The sequence below is a fragment of the Variovorax sp. UMC13 genome (genome assembly GCF_014170375.1).
Classification (GTDB): Bacteria; Pseudomonadota; Gammaproteobacteria; order Burkholderiales; family Burkholderiaceae_C; genus Variovorax.
Genome location: NZ_LZZW01000029.1, coordinates 1 through 16,016, shown reverse-complemented (window position 1 = coordinate 16,016; position 16,016 = coordinate 1). Strand labels below are relative to the sequence as shown.

Genomic DNA, 16,016 nt, shown 5'->3' with positions numbered 1-16,016 from the left:
TCATCCTGGCGCACGGTTCAAGAAAGAAGACCTGCCACGCGCGGAGCGCCCGGCCAGGGCGATGGCTGGGCGCGCTGGCGTGGCCTGTCGGGCAGGACGGGACGGCCGCCAGGCCACCCGTCCTTTCCGGACATGGCGTCGTCGTTGCTTAGAACTCGCCTTTCAGGCCGATGCGCACACCGACCGAACCGTTGCCGCCGGCCACACCGGCGGAGATGGCCAAGGGGATGTCGGTGGTCAGGCGGTGCATGAGGCTGGCGCCGATCGCGGCCTCGCCCTTGTAGCTGGCCGCCTGGGTGGCCCAGCTGGTCTTGCCCGGTGCCGAGGGCATCGGCGCATCGGCGCTGGCCATGGCCGCGGCCACGCCGCGGGCGGCGAACTTGCGCGCCTCGCCGAGCGTTGCGGCGTTGAGCTGCTGCGCCTGCTCCAGGTTCACCGCATCCGTCGGCAACACGCCCGGCGCCACGTTGGTGATATTGCGCGTGAAGCCCGTGGCGGCGTTGCCCACCGACACCGAGTTGTCTCGCGTCGCCACCGAGCCCTGGCCCAGGGCGACCGAATTGGCGCCGCTGGCCAGCGTGTTGGCACCCAGCGCCACCGAGTCGTTGCCCGCGGCGATGGCGTTGTTGCCCACGGCCGTGGTCGGGTCCGCCAGCGCCCGCGCACCGGCGCCGATCGCCACCGAGCCGGCGAAGCTGGCCTGCGCGCCATTGCCGATCGCCGTCGTGTCGTCGCCGTTGGCGACCGCATTGGGGCCGAGCACGGTCGCGCCCGTGCCGGTGGCCTTGCTGCCGGTGCCGCAGGTCACGTTGCCGTTGCTGAAGCTGCACAGGCCGTTGTCGAAGGCCCGGTTCATGACCTCCTGCAAGGCGCTGACCTGCTGGCTCGTGAAGCCGTTGGCCGTCACCACGGCCGCCTGCTGCGCCTGCTGCACCTGGCCGAAGTTGGCCGCGTCGGTCGCGCCGACGCCGGCGCGCACGTTGGTGATGGTCGAGCCCGCACCGCCGTTGGCGTTGAGCTGGAGCTGGGTGCCACCGGCGGCGTACTGGGCCGAGTTCTGGCCCAGGCGCTGCGCGTCGTTGGCCGTGGTCTGGGCCGCGTCGGCCGAGACCTGGGCGGTCTGGGCGGCGCCGAGCGCGGTATTGGCCGTGCCTTGCGCCGCTGCAGCCGCGCTCACGCCGGCGTTGGCCGTGGTCTGTGCTGCATTGGCGGCCCCGAGCGCGGTGTTGGCCGTGCCCTGCGCCGTGGCGGCTGCGCCCACGGCGTTGTTGGCCGTGGTCTGCGCGGCACCGGCTGCGCCCAGTGCGGTGTTGGCCGTGCCTTGCGCCGCGGCGGCCGCGCTCACGCCGGCATTGGCCGTGCCTTGCGCGTTGTTGGCGGCGTTCTGCGCCGCGTTGCCCACGCCCAGGGCCGTGCTGGCGACGGCGTTGGCGGCGTTGGCGCTTTGCTGGGCACTGTTGGCCGCGCTGTTGGCGGCGCCGGCCAGGCCGAGCGCGCCATTGGCCGTGTCCTGTGCAACGTAGGCAGTATTCTGGGCCGTCTGGGCGGCGCTCGCGGCGTTGTTGGCAGCGTCGTGCGCGGCGCCGGCGGCGGTGGAAGCCAGGTCCGCGGCATTCTGGGCATTGTTGGCGGTGTTGTTCGCCGAATTGGCCACACCCAGCGCGAGGCCGGCCAGGTTGCTCGCATTGCTGGCGGCGTTCTGGGCGAGGCCTGCGGCAGTGCTGGCCGCGCCCGCCTGGCTCAAGGCACTGTTGGCCGTGCCCTGCGCCGCGCTCGCGGTGTTCTGAGCCGCGCTGGCAGCCGTCGAAGCCGCATTGGCCGTGTTCTGCGCGGCGCCCGCGGCAGCCACCGCGGCATCCGCGGTCCCCTGCGCGTTGCCCGCCGCATTCATCGCGTTGTTTCCGACCCCCAGCGCGGTACTGGCCACGTTGGCGGCGGCGTTGGCGCTCTGCTGTGCGCCGTTGGAAGCCACGTTGGCCGCTTGCGCGATGGCCGAGGCGTAGTCGGCGGTCCCTTGCGCCGTCTGGATCGCCGTCTCGGCAGCGGCCCGGATGTCGAAGACCTGTCCGCCATTGATGGCCTCCGTGCTGCCCTGCGCAATGGCGCCGGCGCCCACATTGACGACGACCGGCTGGGCCAGGGCACCGCCCATGGCGGTGGCGACGAGGGTGGCGACGAGGGTGCGGACGAGAAGCGGGCGGTGCGACCGCGGAAGGCGAAGGTGAGAGGGCAAGATTGGCTCCGAGGTTGTTGTACGGGGAGCGCTGTGCCATCGTGGGTACGCCCCCAGGGCACCGGGGGTGCTCGAAATGAATGTACATCTCGATACATCTATGACGGACGCACCATTTTGGCGATCCAGTGAACCCGTTCACATTCAGGAAACTTTTTGGGGCTGCCAGCAGGGGGATGCATGCGACCCGATGCCTCAGCCCCGACGCGGACCGGGGGGGAGACGTTCCATCCGGCCCCGGTCAGCGCGGCCTGGAGACCGTGGGGCGCCCGGCGCCCCGCGATGAAGCCTGACCTATTTGGTGAGGATCAGCTTGCCGAGCTTGGTGGCCTGCAGCGTGTACACGAAGCCGTTGTGCGCGATCTGGACGGTCTTGTGGCCCCGCAGCAGCGCGTGGCTGTCCAGGCTGGACACGACCAGCGCCGCATCGTCGAAGCGCGGCGCTTCGGGCGCCGCCGGTGCATGCGCCTGCACGCTCGAGGCCGGCGCGGCGATGGAAGCGGCGGTGATGCGGCGGCGCACGCGCAGGGTCGGGGTGCTGCTGTGGGACAGGGCGGTCTGCATGGGGATCGATCCTTCGTTGATCATCAATCGGAGGCTGGTCCTTCGGCCGCCCTTCGAGGAAAGCGAGGCACCGGATCCAGCAGCATGGCCCCAGTATAACCTCAAATACGATTGATTCTCATTTGAATTTATCCAAGGGATGCCCCGGCCTTGCCAGCCGCACATCCCGATCCCTCAGTCTCGCCCGGGGCGCCAGCGCAGCACGCACTTGTCGCCGCTCGCGCGGCGCTCGATCGTGACCGCGCTCAACAGGGGGAGCGTGGGCTGGAGATGGCGCCGGATGAAGTTGCAGAGGTTCTCCAGCGTCGCCGGCCCCAGGTCGGGAATCTCGTCGAGGAAGCGATGGTCGAGCAGCTCGCGCACGCGCGCCACTTCCTGGCGCACCAGGCCCAGATCCGCCAGCATGCCCGTGGCTGCGTCGGGCACCCCGGTGATCGTGATCTCGGCTTCGTAGGTGTGGCCGTGGATGCGCCGGCTGCCCTCGGTTTCCAAGGCGCGGTGCAGCGTGTGGGCGGCATCGAAGAAGAAGCGCTGCGACAGCTCGCAGCGGGTGCCGTCGAAGGGAGAAGCGGTGTTCATCGGATGTCCAGCACCTTGTGCGTCTGCACCGACAGCCGCCATTCGGGATGGGCCTGGCAATACGCGATCGCCGCCCGCGTGTTCTGGCGCTGGAGGGGCCCATCCATGGGCTGGAGCAGCCGGTGGTCGAAATCGAGATCCGCCACCGCCGCGACATCGCCGGGCAGCAGGCCGGGCTGCGGATAGACCAGCTTGAGTTCGTGGCCCTGGCGCTGAACCCAGCCGGCGCCGGCCTTCGGACTCACGCAGATCCAGTCCAGGCCCGGCGGCGCGGAGACGGTCCCGTTGGTCTCGACCGCAATCTCGAAGCGATGGGCGTGCAGCGCATCGATCAAGGCGGCGTCCACCTGCAGCAGCGGCTCGCCGCCGGTCAGGACCACATACCGGTGCTCCTGCCCGGCCGGCCACTGGGCCATGATCCGGTCGGCCAGGGCCGCGGCCCGGGCGAACTGCCCGCCCAGGGTTCCGTCCGTGCCCACGAAATCGGTGTCGCAGAACCGGCAGGTCGCGCTGGCGCGGTCTTCCTCACGGCCGGTCCACAGATTGCACCCTGCAAAGCGGCAGAAGACCGCGGGCCGTCCGGCCCGCAATCCCTCGCCTTGCAAGGTGTAGAAGATTTCTTTCACGCTGTATGTCATGGCGCCGAGTGCGGATCGCACCCGCCCTGTTCGAGTCCCTGATGCGCGGATCCTACGGCAGGGTCCGCCGGCCCGGAAATCCCGTGCGCGCGACCGCCGTCGACGCACACGGCACAATGGCCTGATGACAGTGATAAGTGAATTGAGTGACGATGACTTGGCGCTTCACGCGCAGGAATGGCGCCAGAGAGCCCTGAGAGGTGAAAAGACAGCCCGCGGGGTGGCCCACACCCTGGAGACCGAGCTGCGGCAGCGCAGCGGCGTCACGCTCGCCAGCGCCGAGACGCTGGACACACGGCCCGCCACGGTCAGGCAGCAGACGCGCCCCTGGTGGAAGTTCTGGTAGCCGCGGCCGACCGGCCCCGACCCTCCACGCACGGGCGTCAGCCCACTCACTCGTCCTCGACCGCCGCGCCGGGCAGGGCGCCCGCGACGCTGACCATGGCGGCCGTCGCGGCCTCCCGGTCGGGGAAGGTGGCCGCGCTCTTCGCCACCACCACGCCCTCGGCATCCCTCAGCCCCCAGCTGAACTGTCCGGGGGCCTCTTCTGCAACAAAAAACTCCAATTGATCACTCCGTAGATCCATATGCCCGCGCTGCGGGCACCGCTTCTCGACAACAGGCGGCCCGGTGCTTCCAGGCGCGCCCTCCCTTTGGTTCAATGCGTCGGCGCCCTGCGTGCCCTGCTCCGGAAGAAGCTGGAAACGCAAGGCTGTGCCGAACAGACAGATTCGACCGCGGGGCATCGGCCAGGGCCGTCAGCATTCGGCTGATGCCGCTGCCCGCTGAAACCGGTTCCGTCCGTGTCGTTCTTTACGCATGAGCGCCTGATTTGGATGCAGTGTGCAGGGACTTGTCGGTGCCACAGACGCAAAAAAACGTAACCATCTGCAGCAAGGATCGAGGCGGCGGCTGCGGCAGAATGGGTCCGATCGGCCGGCCCCTGTTGCCGCCCTTCCCCGCCCCGCTCCCCGCCCGATGAAAATCCTCGCCCTGCTCCTGTCGTCCCTGCTGTCGCTGTCGACCCTGTCCGGCTGCGCCATGCCGGCGCCCACGGGCGTGACCCGCCTAGGCGACGGCGTGCTGCAGGCGCACAGCCCGGAAGAGGCCGAGCGTTTCTGCCGCACCACGGGCGACCCGATCCGCCTGCTCGAGCTCCCTGGCGCAGCGCCGGGGACCGTTCGCTTCCGTTGCGACTGAGCCGCACCCGGCGAACAGGCTGCGCGATGCATCCGACACGTCCCTGCCGATGAAGGGCCTGCTGTTCGCGCTGGCGGGGCAGTTCTGCATCCTCGGGATGGTCGTGAGCGCGGCGCGTCCGCAGTGGTTTCGCATCCACGGCGTCGTGCCCTCGCGCTGGAAGATCGGCGGCGCCTGGTTCGCCCTGGCACTGGTCTGCGCCATCGGCGCACTGGCCAGCGGTTTCGAGCCGGACCGCGCCCCCACCGAATGGGTGGAGACCACCACGGTCGAGCCCGCCGTCATGGACATCGCGGTGCCGGTCGAGATCGAGGCGCCTGGCATCCAGGACGCGAGCCGCCCGGCCCTGCCCGACCCCGCGCTGCGGCCACCGGCCCGGCGCTGAGCGCGGGGCGCGGGATGCGCTCGCGTCGCTCATGCGCGATGGCTTTGCGCTGACAGTGCGCGCGGCCCCGGGACGCGAAGCTTGCGCCCATGACCACCTTCCTCGCCACCGTCCTCGCCTCGCTTGCCGCGGCGGCCATCTTCACGCTGGCGATCCCGGCCGACGCGGCGACCGCGGACTGGGAACTTCCCTTCGCCACCGCGCGCTGAGGGCGCCCGGATGTAGGCAGCGGACCACGCGATCGGCTTGCCTTCTCCCGCAGGGCCGGCGCATGGCCAGCCTCTAGGCTGAAGCCTTACTCAAACAAGTTCGGAGAAAGTCATGAAGAGCATCATCCTTTGGCTGTGCGGCGTGCCCGTGGTGGCGATCATTGCCCTGAAGATTTTTGGAATTCTCTGAGCCCATTTGCATCCAACGGCTGGATCCTCCTCGCGGCGCCCGAAAGGCGCCGTTCCACAGCGCCCTTCGGGGCGCTTTTTTTGCGCCTGGCTAGGGCGTGCGGCCACCGGTCTGCTCGTAGACCAGCACCGCCGCGGCGAGGTCCTCGAGGGCCGTGCCCACCGACTTGAAGACGGTGCGACCTTCCCCGTCGCCACGCCCGGAGACCGTGCCGCGTGCCAGATCGGCCAGCGTGCCCGCGACGTCCGTGGCGGCAAAGACGCCGCGCGCCATCGGGCCCAGCAGTTCGCCGCTCTTCTGCAGCGCCTCGGGCGTGTCGACATAGAGCCGCGCGCCGCCGCCGAAGCAGGCGTCGTCGGCCTCGCGCATGGCCGGCGTGAAGCTGCCGATCAGGTCGAGATGGGCATGAGGCGCCAGCCAGGCGCCCTGCACCACCGGTGCCGTGGCCAGCGTGGCACAGCTCACGATGTCGGCCTGCGCCACGGCCGTGGGCAGGTCGACCGCGGCCTCGGCATCGATGCCTTGCGCGCGCAGGCGCTCGACCAAGGCCGCCGATTGGACGCCGTTGCGGGCCCAGACCTTCACCGTCTCCAGCGGCCGCACGGCGCGGTAGGCCGCGGGCAGCAGCTCGGCCACGCGCCCCGCGCCGACCACCAGCAGCGAGCGGGCGTCGGTCGGCGCCAGGTAGGAGGCGGCCAGCGCCGAGGCGGCCGCGGTGCGGCGCGAGGTGATCTCGTCGCCGTCGATCTGCGCCAGCGGCGCGCCGGTCTGCGCGTCGTAGAGCACGTAGGTCGAGTGCAGGCCCGGCAGCCCGCGCGCCGCGTTGCCGGGGAAGATGGCGACGGTCTTGATGCCGAGGTAGGCGCCGGCCTGCCAGGCCGGCATGATCAGCACCGTGCCGCCGCTGCCGCCTTCGGCCGCTGGCAGCGCGTGCACATGGCGCGGCGGCACCTCGCAGCCGGCGGCGAACAGGGTGGCCAGCGCCGGCACCAGCCGCTCGAAGGGCAGGGCCTCGCGCGTGGCGGCGGCATCGATGAAACGCATGGGGGATCTCCCGGCTTGGTTGCGGAGGGACGGCCGCGCGTCAGCGCTCCGGCGGCATCGCGTCGCGCAGCGCGATCACGTCGGCATGCAGCGACTCGGCCCAGCGGCGCCGGTCGCGCCCGGTCGACGGCTGCGGCTCGCCGAAATGCACGATGGCGCGCAGCGGCGGCGCCCTGAGCGTGTTCCACAGCGAGGCCGCCAGGCTGTCGTCGTCGATGTAGCGCGGGGCCTGGCTGAGGGCGCCGGTGGCGTCGTCGACGAAGCGCAGCGCCGCCGGCTGCACCGGCGCGCCCGAGACGATGGCCGCCTGCAACAGGTTGGCATGGAAGGGCAGCACGCCGCGGCCGTCACTGGTGGTGCCCTCGGGGAAGACCGCGATCAGGTCGCCGTCGCGCAGCGCCTCGGTCATGTGGTGCACCACCCGCAGCGCGTCGCGGCGGTTCTCGCGCTCGATGTAGAGCGTGCCCGCGCCGGTGGCCAGCCGGCCGATCAGCGGCCAGCGGTGCACGCTGGCCTTCGACACGAAGCGCACATGGCGCGCCGCATGGATGGTCACGATGTCCAGCCACGACAGGTGGTTGCAGACCAGCAGCAGCGGCCCATGGGACGGCACCGTGCCCTCGACCACCAGCCGCACGCCCATCAGTTCGAGCATGCGCGCGGCCCATTGCTGCACCCGCAGGTTGCGCTGGTCGGGCGTGAGCTTAGGGAACACGAAACGGATGGTCCACCAGCCGCCCAGCGCATGCCCGATGGCGCGCAGCAGTTTCCAGCAGGCGGTGAGCGATCGCATGGCGGCCTCAGGTCGAATGCACGATCCGGCCGCCGACCAGCGTGAAGCGGGCCTGCCCGCGCATCGCATAGCCGGCGAAGGGCGTGTGCTTGCCCTGGCTGCGCAGCGCGTCGGGCTGCACCTGCCATTCGAGTGACGGATCGATCACGCAGAGGTCGGCCGGGCCGCCCGCTGCGAGGCGGCCGATGCCGGGCGCGCCGATGCGCCGCGCCGGCGCGGCGCTCACCACCTCGAGCGCGCGCATCAGGCCCGCGCCGCTCTGCTCGCCCCACTGCAGCGCCAGCGGCAGCAGCAGCTCGAGCCCGGTCGCGCCGGGCTCGCTCTCGGCGAAGGGCAGGGTCTTGGCATCGGCCTCGACCGGCGTGTGGTCGGACACCAGCGCGTCGATGGTGCCGTCGGCCAGTCCGGACGAGAGCGCATCGCGGTCGCGCTGCTGGCGCAGCGGCGGGTTCAAGCGGGCGCGGCTGTCGAAGTAGCCGATGTCGTTCTCGGTCAGGTGCAGCGAGTTGATGCTGACGTCGCAGCTCAGGGGCAGGCCCTCGGCCTTGGCCGCGCGCACCAGCGCCACGCCAGCCGCGCTCGACAGCCGACACAGGTGCACGCGCGCACCGCTGCTCTTCATGAGCTCGAAGATGGTGAACAGCGCGATGGTCTCGGCCGCCACCGGCACGCCGGACAGGCCCAGCCGCGTGGCCAGCGCGCCGCTGGCCGCCACGCCCTGGCCCAGGTCGCGGTCCTGCGGCCGAAGCCACACGGTGTAGCCGAAGGTCGCGGCATAGGACAGCGCGCGCTGCAGCACCTGGGTGCTGGCCAGCGGCACGTCGGCCTGGCTGAAGCCGACACAGCCGGCCTCGGTCAGCGCCACCATCTCGGTCAGCACCTCGCCGGCCAGGCCGCGCGTGACCGCGCCCAGCGGGAACAGCCGCGCGCGCCGCAGCTTCTCGGCGCGGAAGGTGAGCATCTCGACCAGGCCGGGTTCGTCCAGCACCGGGTCGGTGTCGGGCGGGCAGACCAGGCTGGTCACGCCGCCGGCCACGGCCGCGGCCATCTCGCTGTCGAGCATGCCCTCGTGCTCGTGGCCGGGCTCGCGCAAGCGCGCGGCCAGGTCGACCAGGCCGGGGGCGACGATGCAGCCCGCGGCGTCGAGCGTGCGCTCGGCCTGGAAGCCGGCGGGCGTGGCGCCGAGGGAGAGGATCCTGCCGTCCGCGATGGCGACATCGGCCACCTGGTCGAGGCCGGAGGCCGGATCGACGACGCGGCCATTCGAAATGAGGACGTTCATGATTCGTTGCCCGCCACGATGCTCATGACCGCCATCCGCACCGCGATCCCGAAAGTGACCTGCGGCAGGATCACGCTCTGCCGGCCGTCGACCACGGCCGAGTCGATCTCGACGCCGCGGTTGATCGGGCCCGGGTGCATCACGATGCAGTCGGGCTTGGCCAATTGCAGCTTCTCGGGCGTGAGGCCGTAGGTCTTGAAGAACTCCTGGCTGGAGGGCAGCAGCGCGCCGCTCATGCGCTCGTTCTGCAGCCGCAGCATGATGACCACGTCGCAGTCCTTGATGCCTTCCTCGAGCGTGTGGCACACGCGCACGCCCATGCCGGCCATGTCGGCGGGCACCAGCGTCTTGGGGCCGACCACGCGCACCTCGGCGCAGCCCAGCGTGGTGAGCGCATGGATGTCCGAACGCGCCACGCGCGAGTGCAGCACGTCGCCCACGATCGCGACCGTGAGGTTGGCGAAGTCCTTCTTGTAGTGGCGGATCGTGAACATGTCGAGCAGCCCCTGCGTCGGGTGCGCGTGGCGGCCGTCGCCGGCATTCACCACGTGCACATGCGGCGCGACATGCTGCGCGATCAGGTAGGGCGCGCCCGACTCGCTGTGGCGCACGACGAAGATGTCGGCCGCCATCGCCGACAGGTTGGCGATGGTGTCGAGCAGCGACTCGCCCTTGCTCGCCGACGAGCGCGCGATGTCGAGGTTGAGCACGTCGGCCGACAGCCGCTTGGCCGCGATCTCGAAGGTGGTGCGGGTGCGCGTGCTGTTCTCGAAGAACAGGTTGAACACGCTCTTGCCGCGCAGCAGGGGCACCTTCTTGACCTCGCGGTCGCTCACGCTGGTGAAATGGGCGGCGGTGTCGAGGATGTGCGTGAGGATGCTCCTGGGCAGGCCTTCGATCGACAGCAGGTGGATCAGCTCGCCGTGCTTGTTGAGCTGCGGGTTGCGCTTGTAGAGCACTTCAGGATTCCTTGAGGTCGAAGCTGAAGATGCCCGCCTCGCTGCGCGCGAGCGCCAGCGACTGCGTGGGGGCCAGCGTGAGCCGCGCGGCCGCGAAGTCCGCCGCCACCGGCAGCTCGCGCCCGCCGCGGTCGACCAGCACCGCCAGCCGCACGCAGGTCGGGCGGCCGAAGTCGAAGAGTTCGTTGAGCACCGCGCGCAGGGTGCGGCCGGTGTAGAGCACGTCGTCGAGCAGCAGCACGTCGGCGCCGTCGACGTCGAAGGGCAGCGCGGTCTGCGCGCTGGCCGACAGGCCGCGGCGCGCGAAGTCGTCGCGGTGCAGGGCCGAGGAGATCACGCCGGGCGCGCCGGCCAGGCCGGCCAGGCCCAGGTCCTGCTGCAGCCGCTCGACCAGCCAGGCGCCGCCCGAGGTGATGCCGACCAGCCGGGTCTGCGGCCGCAGCAAGGCCTGGACGCCGCGCAGCAGCTCGCCGTACAGCGCCTCGGCTTCGGGGATGGCGGTCAAGGGAGATTCCTGAGGAACTGCTCGAGGATGATGCAGGCCGATGCCGCGTCGGCGTCGCGCGCCCCCGAGGACAGCGCCTCGGTCGTGCTGTAGCGCTCGTCGACCTCGTAGACCGGCAGGTTGAAGCGCCCGCGCAGCTGGCGCGCGAACTTCTGCGCCGCGCGCGTGTTGTCGTGGGCCGCGCCATCGGGATGGAAGGGCACGCCGATCACCAGCGCGTCGGGCTGCCACTCCTTGATCCGGGCCGCCACCTGCACGAAGCGCGCGTCGCCCTCGGCCTTGATGGTGGCCTGCGGCGAGGCGCTGCGCAGCAGCCGGTTGCCGGTGGCGACGCCGGTGCGCTTCTGGCCATAGTCGAAGGCCAGGAAGCTCTGGAAATGCGCGGGCACCGGGGCCGCAACCGCCAGGCCGGCGGCGGGCGCCGGTGCGGCCTCAGCGTTCATGCGTGCCCCGCATCGGGCGACAGGGTCCAGGCCTCGAGTCCCAGCAGCATCAGGGCGCGGTCGTAGCGCTCGGCGATCGGCGTGTCGAAGATCACGGCCGGGTCGGCGCCCACGGTGAGCCAGCTGTTCTCGGCCAGTTCGCTCTCGAGCTGGCCCTCGCCCCAGGCCGAATAGCCGAGCGACACCAGCACCTTGCGCGGGCCGGCACCGGTGGCCAGCGCCTCCAGCACGTCCTTCGAAGTGGTCATTTCCAGCCCGCCGGGGATGCTCATGGTCGAGGCGTAGACCGATTCCTCGGGCTTGTCGGCATCGGCGAAGACCGGCTCGTGCAGCACGAAGCCGCGCTCGGTCTGGACCGGGCCGCCCTGGAACACCGGCGCCTCGCCCAGCTCGGGGCGCGACAGGTGCAGCTCGATCTTCTCGAACAGCACCTTGAGGTTGATGTCGCTGGGCTTGTTGATCACCAGGCCCAGCGCGCCGCGCGCGCTGTGCTCGCACAGGTAGACGACGCTGCGGTTGAAGACCTGGTCCTCCAGCCCCGGCATCGCGATCAGGAAATGATGCGTGAGGTTCATCGGGGCAGAATCGGAAGACATATGCCTCCGATTTTACTGGCCGTCGACAAAATCTATCCCAAGGGTCTCGTGTGGTTCCGTCGGGACCTGCGCGTGGACGACAACGCCGCCCTCTGGCAGGCGCTGCGCACCTGCCGCGAGGTGCTGTGCGTGTTCGTTCTCGACAAGCCTCTGCTCGAGCCGCTGCCGCGCTCCGACCGCCGGGTCGAGTTCATCCGCGAGTCGCTGGTCGCGCTCGACACCGAGCTGCGCACCCTGGGCGGCGGCCTGATCGTGCGCCATGCGGTGGCCGAGGAGGAGATTCCCGACCTGGCGCACACGCTCGACGTGCAGGCCGTGTTCGCCAACCGCGACTACGAACCGGAGGCCATGGCGCGCGACGCGCGGGTGTTCGGCGCGCTGGCCAATGCCGGCATCACCTTCGTGACGGCCAAGGACCAGGCGGTGTTCGAGCGCGACGAGCTGCTGACCAAGACCGGCCAGCCCTATACCGTGTTCACGCCCTACAAGCGGGCCTGGCTGGCCAAGGTGGATGCCTTCTACCTCAAGGCCTACCCCTCGCGCGGCTATGCCGATGCGCTGATCCCGCCGCCCGCGCGCCACGACGCGCCGGTGCCCACACTGGCCGAGATCGGCTTCGAGGCGACCAACCTGTCCTCGCTCGAGATCCCCACCGGCGCCCAGGGCGGCGCCGCGCTGTTCGAGGATTTCTTCGACCGCATCGACCGCTACGACGAGGCCCGCAACTACCCGGCGGTGCGCGGCCCCAGCTACCTGGGCGTGCACCTGCGCTTCGGCACGGTGTCGATCCGCGGCCTGGCGGGCGTGGCGCACCAACTCGCGCTGCAGGGCAACGCGGGCGCCGCCACCTGGCTCAGCGAGCTGATCTGGCGCGATTTCTACTTCCAGGTGCTGGTGCACAACCCGCAGGTGGCCGAGGGCAAGAGCTTCCGGCCCGAGTACGACAAGATCATCTGGCACCACGGCAAGCATGCCGACGGCCTGTTCGCCGCCTGGTGCGAGGGCCGCACCGGCTACCCGCTGGTCGACGCGGCCATGGCGCAGATCAACCAGAGCGGCTACATGCACAACCGGCTGCGCATGGTGGTGGCGAGCTTCCTGTGCAAGGACCTGGGCCTGGACTGGCGCCGCGGCGAGGCCTATTTCGCCCAGCACCTCAACGACTTCGAGCTGTCGTCGAACAACGGCGGCTGGCAGTGGGCCAGCTCGAGCGGCTGCGACGCGCAACCCTACTTCCGCATCTTCAACCCGGTCACGCAGAGCGAGCGCTTCGATCCCGAAGGCAAGTTCATCCGGCGCTACCTGCCGCAGCTCGCCGGCCTGTCGAACAAGGTGATCCACGCCCCCTGGACCGCCTCGCCGGTCGAGCTCGCGGCCGCCGGCCTGACGCTGGGCGAGCACTACCCGAAGCCGGTGGTCGACCACGCCGAGGCGCGCGAGCGCACGCTGCAGCGCTACGGCGTGGTGCGCGGCCCCAAGGCCAAGGCCGCGGCCTGATCAGGCCGCCGGCGGCGGCTCGACCTGCGCGTAGCTGCGCACCAGCCGGATCAGTTCCTCTTCCGAGTAAGGCTTGCCCAGGTAGTGGTTCACGCCCAGCTGCACCGCATGCTCGCGGTGCTTCTCGGCGATGCGCGAGGTGATCATGATGATCGGCAGGTCGGCCAGCGCGGGGTCGACGCGGATGTTGCGCGCCAGGTCGAAGCCGTCCATGCGCGGCATCTCGATGTCCGACAGCACCACCGCCGGCCGCTCCACCTGCAGCCGCTCGAGCGCCTGCAGCCCGTCGGCCGCCAGCGCGACGCGGTAGCCCTCGCGCTGCAGCATGCGCTGCGTGACGCGCCGCACGGTGATCGAGTCGTCGACCACCAGCACCAGCGGCGCCTCGGGCAGCGCAGGCTCGACCACGGGCGTGGCACCACCGCGCGCACCGGTGTGCTGCAGCGCCCGCGCCCGTTCGCCGTGCACCGCCGCGAGCGCCACCGGGTTGTAGATCAGCACCACCGCGCCCGAGGCCAGCACCGAGATGCCGGCCATGCCGGGCAGGTTCGACAGCTGCGGACCGAGGTTCTTGACCACCACTTCCTGGTTGCCCAGCACCTCGTCCACGTGCAGCGCCACCCGCTGGGCCGCGCTGCGCACCACGATCACCGAATGGGTCTTGCTGCTCGAGGCCTCGCTGCGCGCCGAGGACTGGAGCAGCGCACCGCCCCAGTAGAAAGGCACGGCCTCGTCGGCGAAGGGGTAGTGCTGCGCGGCGTAGGCCGTGTCGAGCTCGGCCAGGCCCACGCGCTGCACCAGCTCGACCAGGTTGGAGGGCACGCCGATCGAGGTGCTGCCGGTGCGCAGCATCACCACGTGCGTCACCGCGGTGGTCAGCGGCAGCACCAGCTTGAAGCGCGTGCCCTGGCCCGGCGTGCTGAGCGTCTCGATGCGCCCGCCCAGCGCCGCCACCTCGGCCCGCACCACGTCCATGCCGATGCCGCGGCCGGCCAGTTCGGACACCTGGGCCGCGGTCGAGAAACCGGGCCGGAAGATCAGTTCGGCCGCGGCCTCGGGCGTGAGCGCCGCGGGGCCGTCGACCAGGCCCAGCGCCCGCGCGCGCTGCTCGATGCGCGCCAGGTCCAGGCCCGCGCCGTCGTCGCCGAAGCTCACCGACACGTCGTTGCCTTCGTGCTGCAGCGCGATGGTGATCAGGCCGGTCGCGTCCTTGCCGGCGCGCTCGCGCCAGGCGGCGTCCTCGATGCCGTGGGCCACGCTGTTGCGCAGCAGGTGCTCGAAGGCCGGCGTCATGCGCTCCAGCACGCCGCGGTCCATCTCGATCGAGCCGCCGACGATGTCCAGGCGCACCGGCTTGCCGGTGTCCTTGGAGGCCTGGCGCACCACGCGGTAGAGGCGGTCGGAGATGCCCTCGAACTCCACCATGCGCGTGCGCAGCAGGCCGCGCTGGAGTTCGCGCGTCTGGCGCGCCTGGGCCGACAGGTCGTCCTCGGTGGCCTGCACCGTCTTCTGCAGCGTGCGCTGCACGGTGGCCACGTCGTTGACCGACTCGGCCATCATGCGGGTGAGTTCCTGCACCCGCGTGAAGCGGTCGAACTCCAGCGGGTCGAAGCCCTGCTGCGAATCCTTGGCCTGGGCCAGGCGCGATTGCATCTGGCTCTCGGCCTGCACCTCGATGTCGCGCAACTGCTGGCGCAGGCGGTCGAGGTTGCCGGTCAGGTCGCCGAGCGACCCGCGCAGCTGCTGCAGTTCGACCTCGAGCCGCGAGCGCGTGATGATCACCTCGCCGGCCTGGGCCACCAGGCGGTCGAGCAGCTGGGTGCGGATGCGCACGGCCTGCTGCGAACTGCTGCCGCGCAGGGGCGTCAGCCGCGACGGCAGCGGCTTGGCCACGCGGCCGGCCGGCACGGCCGGGCGTTCCGGCACGATCGGCGCCGCCGGTACCGCAACCGGCTCGGCCGCCGGCACTTCCGGCGCCGGCTCGACGGCCTGGCCGCTGCGCAGCTGGTCGAAGGTGGACTGCAGCGCGTCGAAGCGCACCAGCAGCGCCTCGACCGAGGCCCGGTCCGCGCCCTGCGTGCCGAGGTACTCGATCTCGGACTCCATGCGGTGGGCGCGTTCGCCCAGGCGCATCGCGCCGGCCAGCCGGGCACTGCCCTTGAGCGTGTGCAGCGCGCGCAGCACGGCGGCGCGCGGCGCGTCGCTGTCGGGCTGGTGCAGCCAGTCGCGCAGGGCGGCGCCCAGCGTGGGCAGCAGGTCGACCGCCTCGTCCTCGAAGATGGGGAACAGTTCGCGGTCGATGGCATCGGCCAGGTCGACGCCATCGTCCGAATCGTCGAGCGACACGTCGACCTGCGCCGGCGCCCGCTCGAGCGGCGCGTTGCCGCTGTCCTGCGCCTCGAAGGACAGCTGCGAGGCCGCGACCTCGCGCAGCGCCTGCAGCGTGGCGTCGACCGGTTCGCGCAGGAAGCCGGCGGCAAACTGGTGCAGCAGGCGCCGCACTTCTTCGGCGGCGGCGACCAGCACCCGGCCCTGCTCGGGCGTGCCGCGGCCCTGGCGCTGCAGATGCTGCAGCGCGGCCTCGAACAGGCGCGCCATGCCCGACAGGCCCTGGAAGCCGACCGTGGCCGAGCTGCCGGCCAGCGAATGCGCCAGCGCGATGGTCGAATCCCCGATGCGCAGGTGCGACTCGAGCGCCCATTCGCCGACGTCGATGGCCAGCTGGCGCGACCACTCGTCGGCTTCGTTGAGGTAGACGTTGTAGAGCGCGATGCCGATGCGCAGCGGACCGATCGCCTTGATCGGGTCGTCCGCGCTCGGCGGCGGCGCGAAGAAATCGATGTCCTCGCCCTGCGGCAGCTGCTGCGCGGGCGCGGGGGCCGGTTCCGACGGAGCGTCC

At 71.1% G+C, this 16,016-nt stretch carries 17 protein-coding genes; 4 read left to right on the top strand and 13 right to left on the bottom strand.

The genetic code is table 11. The annotated features are described in order from the left end of the window. Nucleotides 1-148: 148 nt before the first annotated feature. The 4 genes from A9977_RS22505 to queE all read right to left on the bottom strand — a co-directional run bounded on the left by A9977_RS22505 (nucleotide 149) and on the right by queE (nucleotide 4,014). Nucleotides 149-2,152 carry an adhesin gene (locus tag A9977_RS22505; RefSeq protein ID WP_183027080.1) on the bottom strand — a complete coding sequence of 668 codons (2,004 nt, stop codon included), beginning with the start codon at nucleotides 2,150-2,152 and terminating at the stop codon, nucleotides 149-151. A 375-nt stretch (nucleotides 2,153-2,527) separates the two neighbouring features. Continuing rightward, nucleotides 2,528-2,797, bottom strand: a complete 270-nt coding sequence (hemP, locus tag A9977_RS22500; protein ID WP_183027079.1) for a hemin uptake protein HemP — start codon at nucleotides 2,795-2,797, stop codon at nucleotides 2,528-2,530. Nucleotides 2,798-2,971: 174 nt separating this feature from the next. Further along, a complete protein-coding gene (locus tag A9977_RS22495) occupies nucleotides 2,972-3,376 on the bottom strand; it encodes a 6-carboxytetrahydropterin synthase (RefSeq protein WP_183027078.1) in 405 nt (134 codons plus the stop codon). Further along, nucleotides 3,373-4,014: a 7-carboxy-7-deazaguanine synthase gene (gene queE / locus A9977_RS22490; protein WP_183027077.1), complete on the bottom strand. Its 642-nt coding sequence runs from the start codon at nucleotides 4,012-4,014 to the stop codon at nucleotides 3,373-3,375. Before queE ends, A9977_RS22495 begins: the two co-directional genes overlap by 4 nt. A 220-nt stretch (nucleotides 4,015-4,234) precedes the next feature. Between queE and A9977_RS34415 the strand changes: the two genes are divergently transcribed. Further along, complete coding sequence (locus tag A9977_RS34415; RefSeq protein WP_259652100.1) at nucleotides 4,235-4,360, top strand: hypothetical protein; 126 nt, start codon at nucleotides 4,235-4,237, stop codon at nucleotides 4,358-4,360. A gap of 46 nt (nucleotides 4,361-4,406) precedes the next feature. Here A9977_RS34415 and A9977_RS22485 read toward each other — a convergent pair whose 3' ends face one another. Further along, entirely contained in the window at nucleotides 4,407-4,580 is a 174-nt protein-coding gene (locus A9977_RS22485; protein WP_183027076.1) for a DUF1508 domain-containing protein, read from the bottom strand. Nucleotides 4,581-4,992: 412 nt separating this feature from the next. Here A9977_RS22485 and A9977_RS22480 point away from each other — a divergent pair, with 412 nt between their 5' ends. Further along, the gene (locus tag A9977_RS22480; RefSeq protein ID WP_183027075.1) at nucleotides 4,993-5,214 is read left to right on the top strand and encodes a hypothetical protein; all 222 of its coding nucleotides are present in this window, start codon (nucleotides 4,993-4,995) and stop codon (nucleotides 5,212-5,214) included. A gap of 49 nt (nucleotides 5,215-5,263) precedes the next feature. Beyond that, nucleotides 5,264-5,599 carry a hypothetical protein gene (locus tag A9977_RS22475; protein WP_183027074.1) on the top strand — a complete coding sequence of 112 codons (336 nt, stop codon included), beginning with the start codon at nucleotides 5,264-5,266 and terminating at the stop codon, nucleotides 5,597-5,599. Nucleotides 5,600-6,088: 489 nt separating this feature from the next. On the opposite strand, the gene A9977_RS22470 is transcribed toward A9977_RS22475, so the two are convergent. Genes A9977_RS22470 through A9977_RS22440 form a run of 7 tightly spaced genes read right to left on the bottom strand, consistent with a single transcriptional unit; the run spans nucleotide 6,089 to nucleotide 11,620 of the window. Further along, nucleotides 6,089-7,042, bottom strand: a complete 954-nt coding sequence (locus A9977_RS22470) for an ornithine cyclodeaminase family protein (RefSeq protein WP_183027073.1) — start codon at nucleotides 7,040-7,042, stop codon at nucleotides 6,089-6,091. Nucleotides 7,043-7,082: 40 nt separating this feature from the next. After that, nucleotides 7,083-7,835: a 1-acyl-sn-glycerol-3-phosphate acyltransferase gene (locus A9977_RS22465; RefSeq protein ID WP_183027072.1), complete on the bottom strand. Its 753-nt coding sequence runs from the start codon at nucleotides 7,833-7,835 to the stop codon at nucleotides 7,083-7,085. Between the two features lie 7 nt (nucleotides 7,836-7,842). After that, nucleotides 7,843-9,117 (bottom strand): dihydroorotase, encoded by a 1,275-nt coding sequence (locus A9977_RS22460; protein WP_183027071.1) that lies wholly within the window; start codon nucleotides 9,115-9,117, stop codon nucleotides 7,843-7,845. Beyond that, nucleotides 9,114-10,076: an aspartate carbamoyltransferase catalytic subunit gene (locus A9977_RS22455; protein WP_183027070.1), complete on the bottom strand. Its 963-nt coding sequence runs from the start codon at nucleotides 10,074-10,076 to the stop codon at nucleotides 9,114-9,116. The genes A9977_RS22460 and A9977_RS22455 overlap by 4 nt, the downstream gene beginning before the upstream one ends. 1 nt (nucleotide 10,077) lies before the next feature. Further along, nucleotides 10,078-10,581, bottom strand: a complete 504-nt coding sequence (gene pyrR / locus A9977_RS22450) for a bifunctional pyr operon transcriptional regulator/uracil phosphoribosyltransferase PyrR (RefSeq protein WP_183027069.1) — start codon at nucleotides 10,579-10,581, stop codon at nucleotides 10,078-10,080. After that, nucleotides 10,578-11,024 carry a Holliday junction resolvase RuvX gene (gene ruvX / locus A9977_RS22445; RefSeq protein ID WP_183027068.1) on the bottom strand — a complete coding sequence of 149 codons (447 nt, stop codon included), beginning with the start codon at nucleotides 11,022-11,024 and terminating at the stop codon, nucleotides 10,578-10,580. The genes pyrR and ruvX overlap by 4 nt, the downstream gene beginning before the upstream one ends. Next, the gene (locus A9977_RS22440; RefSeq protein WP_183027067.1) at nucleotides 11,021-11,620 is read right to left on the bottom strand and encodes a YqgE/AlgH family protein; all 600 of its coding nucleotides are present in this window, start codon (nucleotides 11,618-11,620) and stop codon (nucleotides 11,021-11,023) included. The genes ruvX and A9977_RS22440 overlap by 4 nt, the downstream gene beginning before the upstream one ends. Between A9977_RS22440 and A9977_RS22435 the strand changes: the two genes are divergently transcribed. Next, nucleotides 11,621-13,117, top strand: coding sequence for a deoxyribodipyrimidine photo-lyase (locus tag A9977_RS22435; protein ID WP_183027066.1), 1,497 nt, complete (start codon nucleotides 11,621-11,623; stop codon nucleotides 13,115-13,117). On the opposite strand, the gene A9977_RS22430 is transcribed toward A9977_RS22435, so the two are convergent. After that, the coding region (locus A9977_RS22430; protein WP_183027065.1) for a response regulator at nucleotides 13,118-16,016 on the bottom strand (2,899 nt) is incomplete at its 5' end.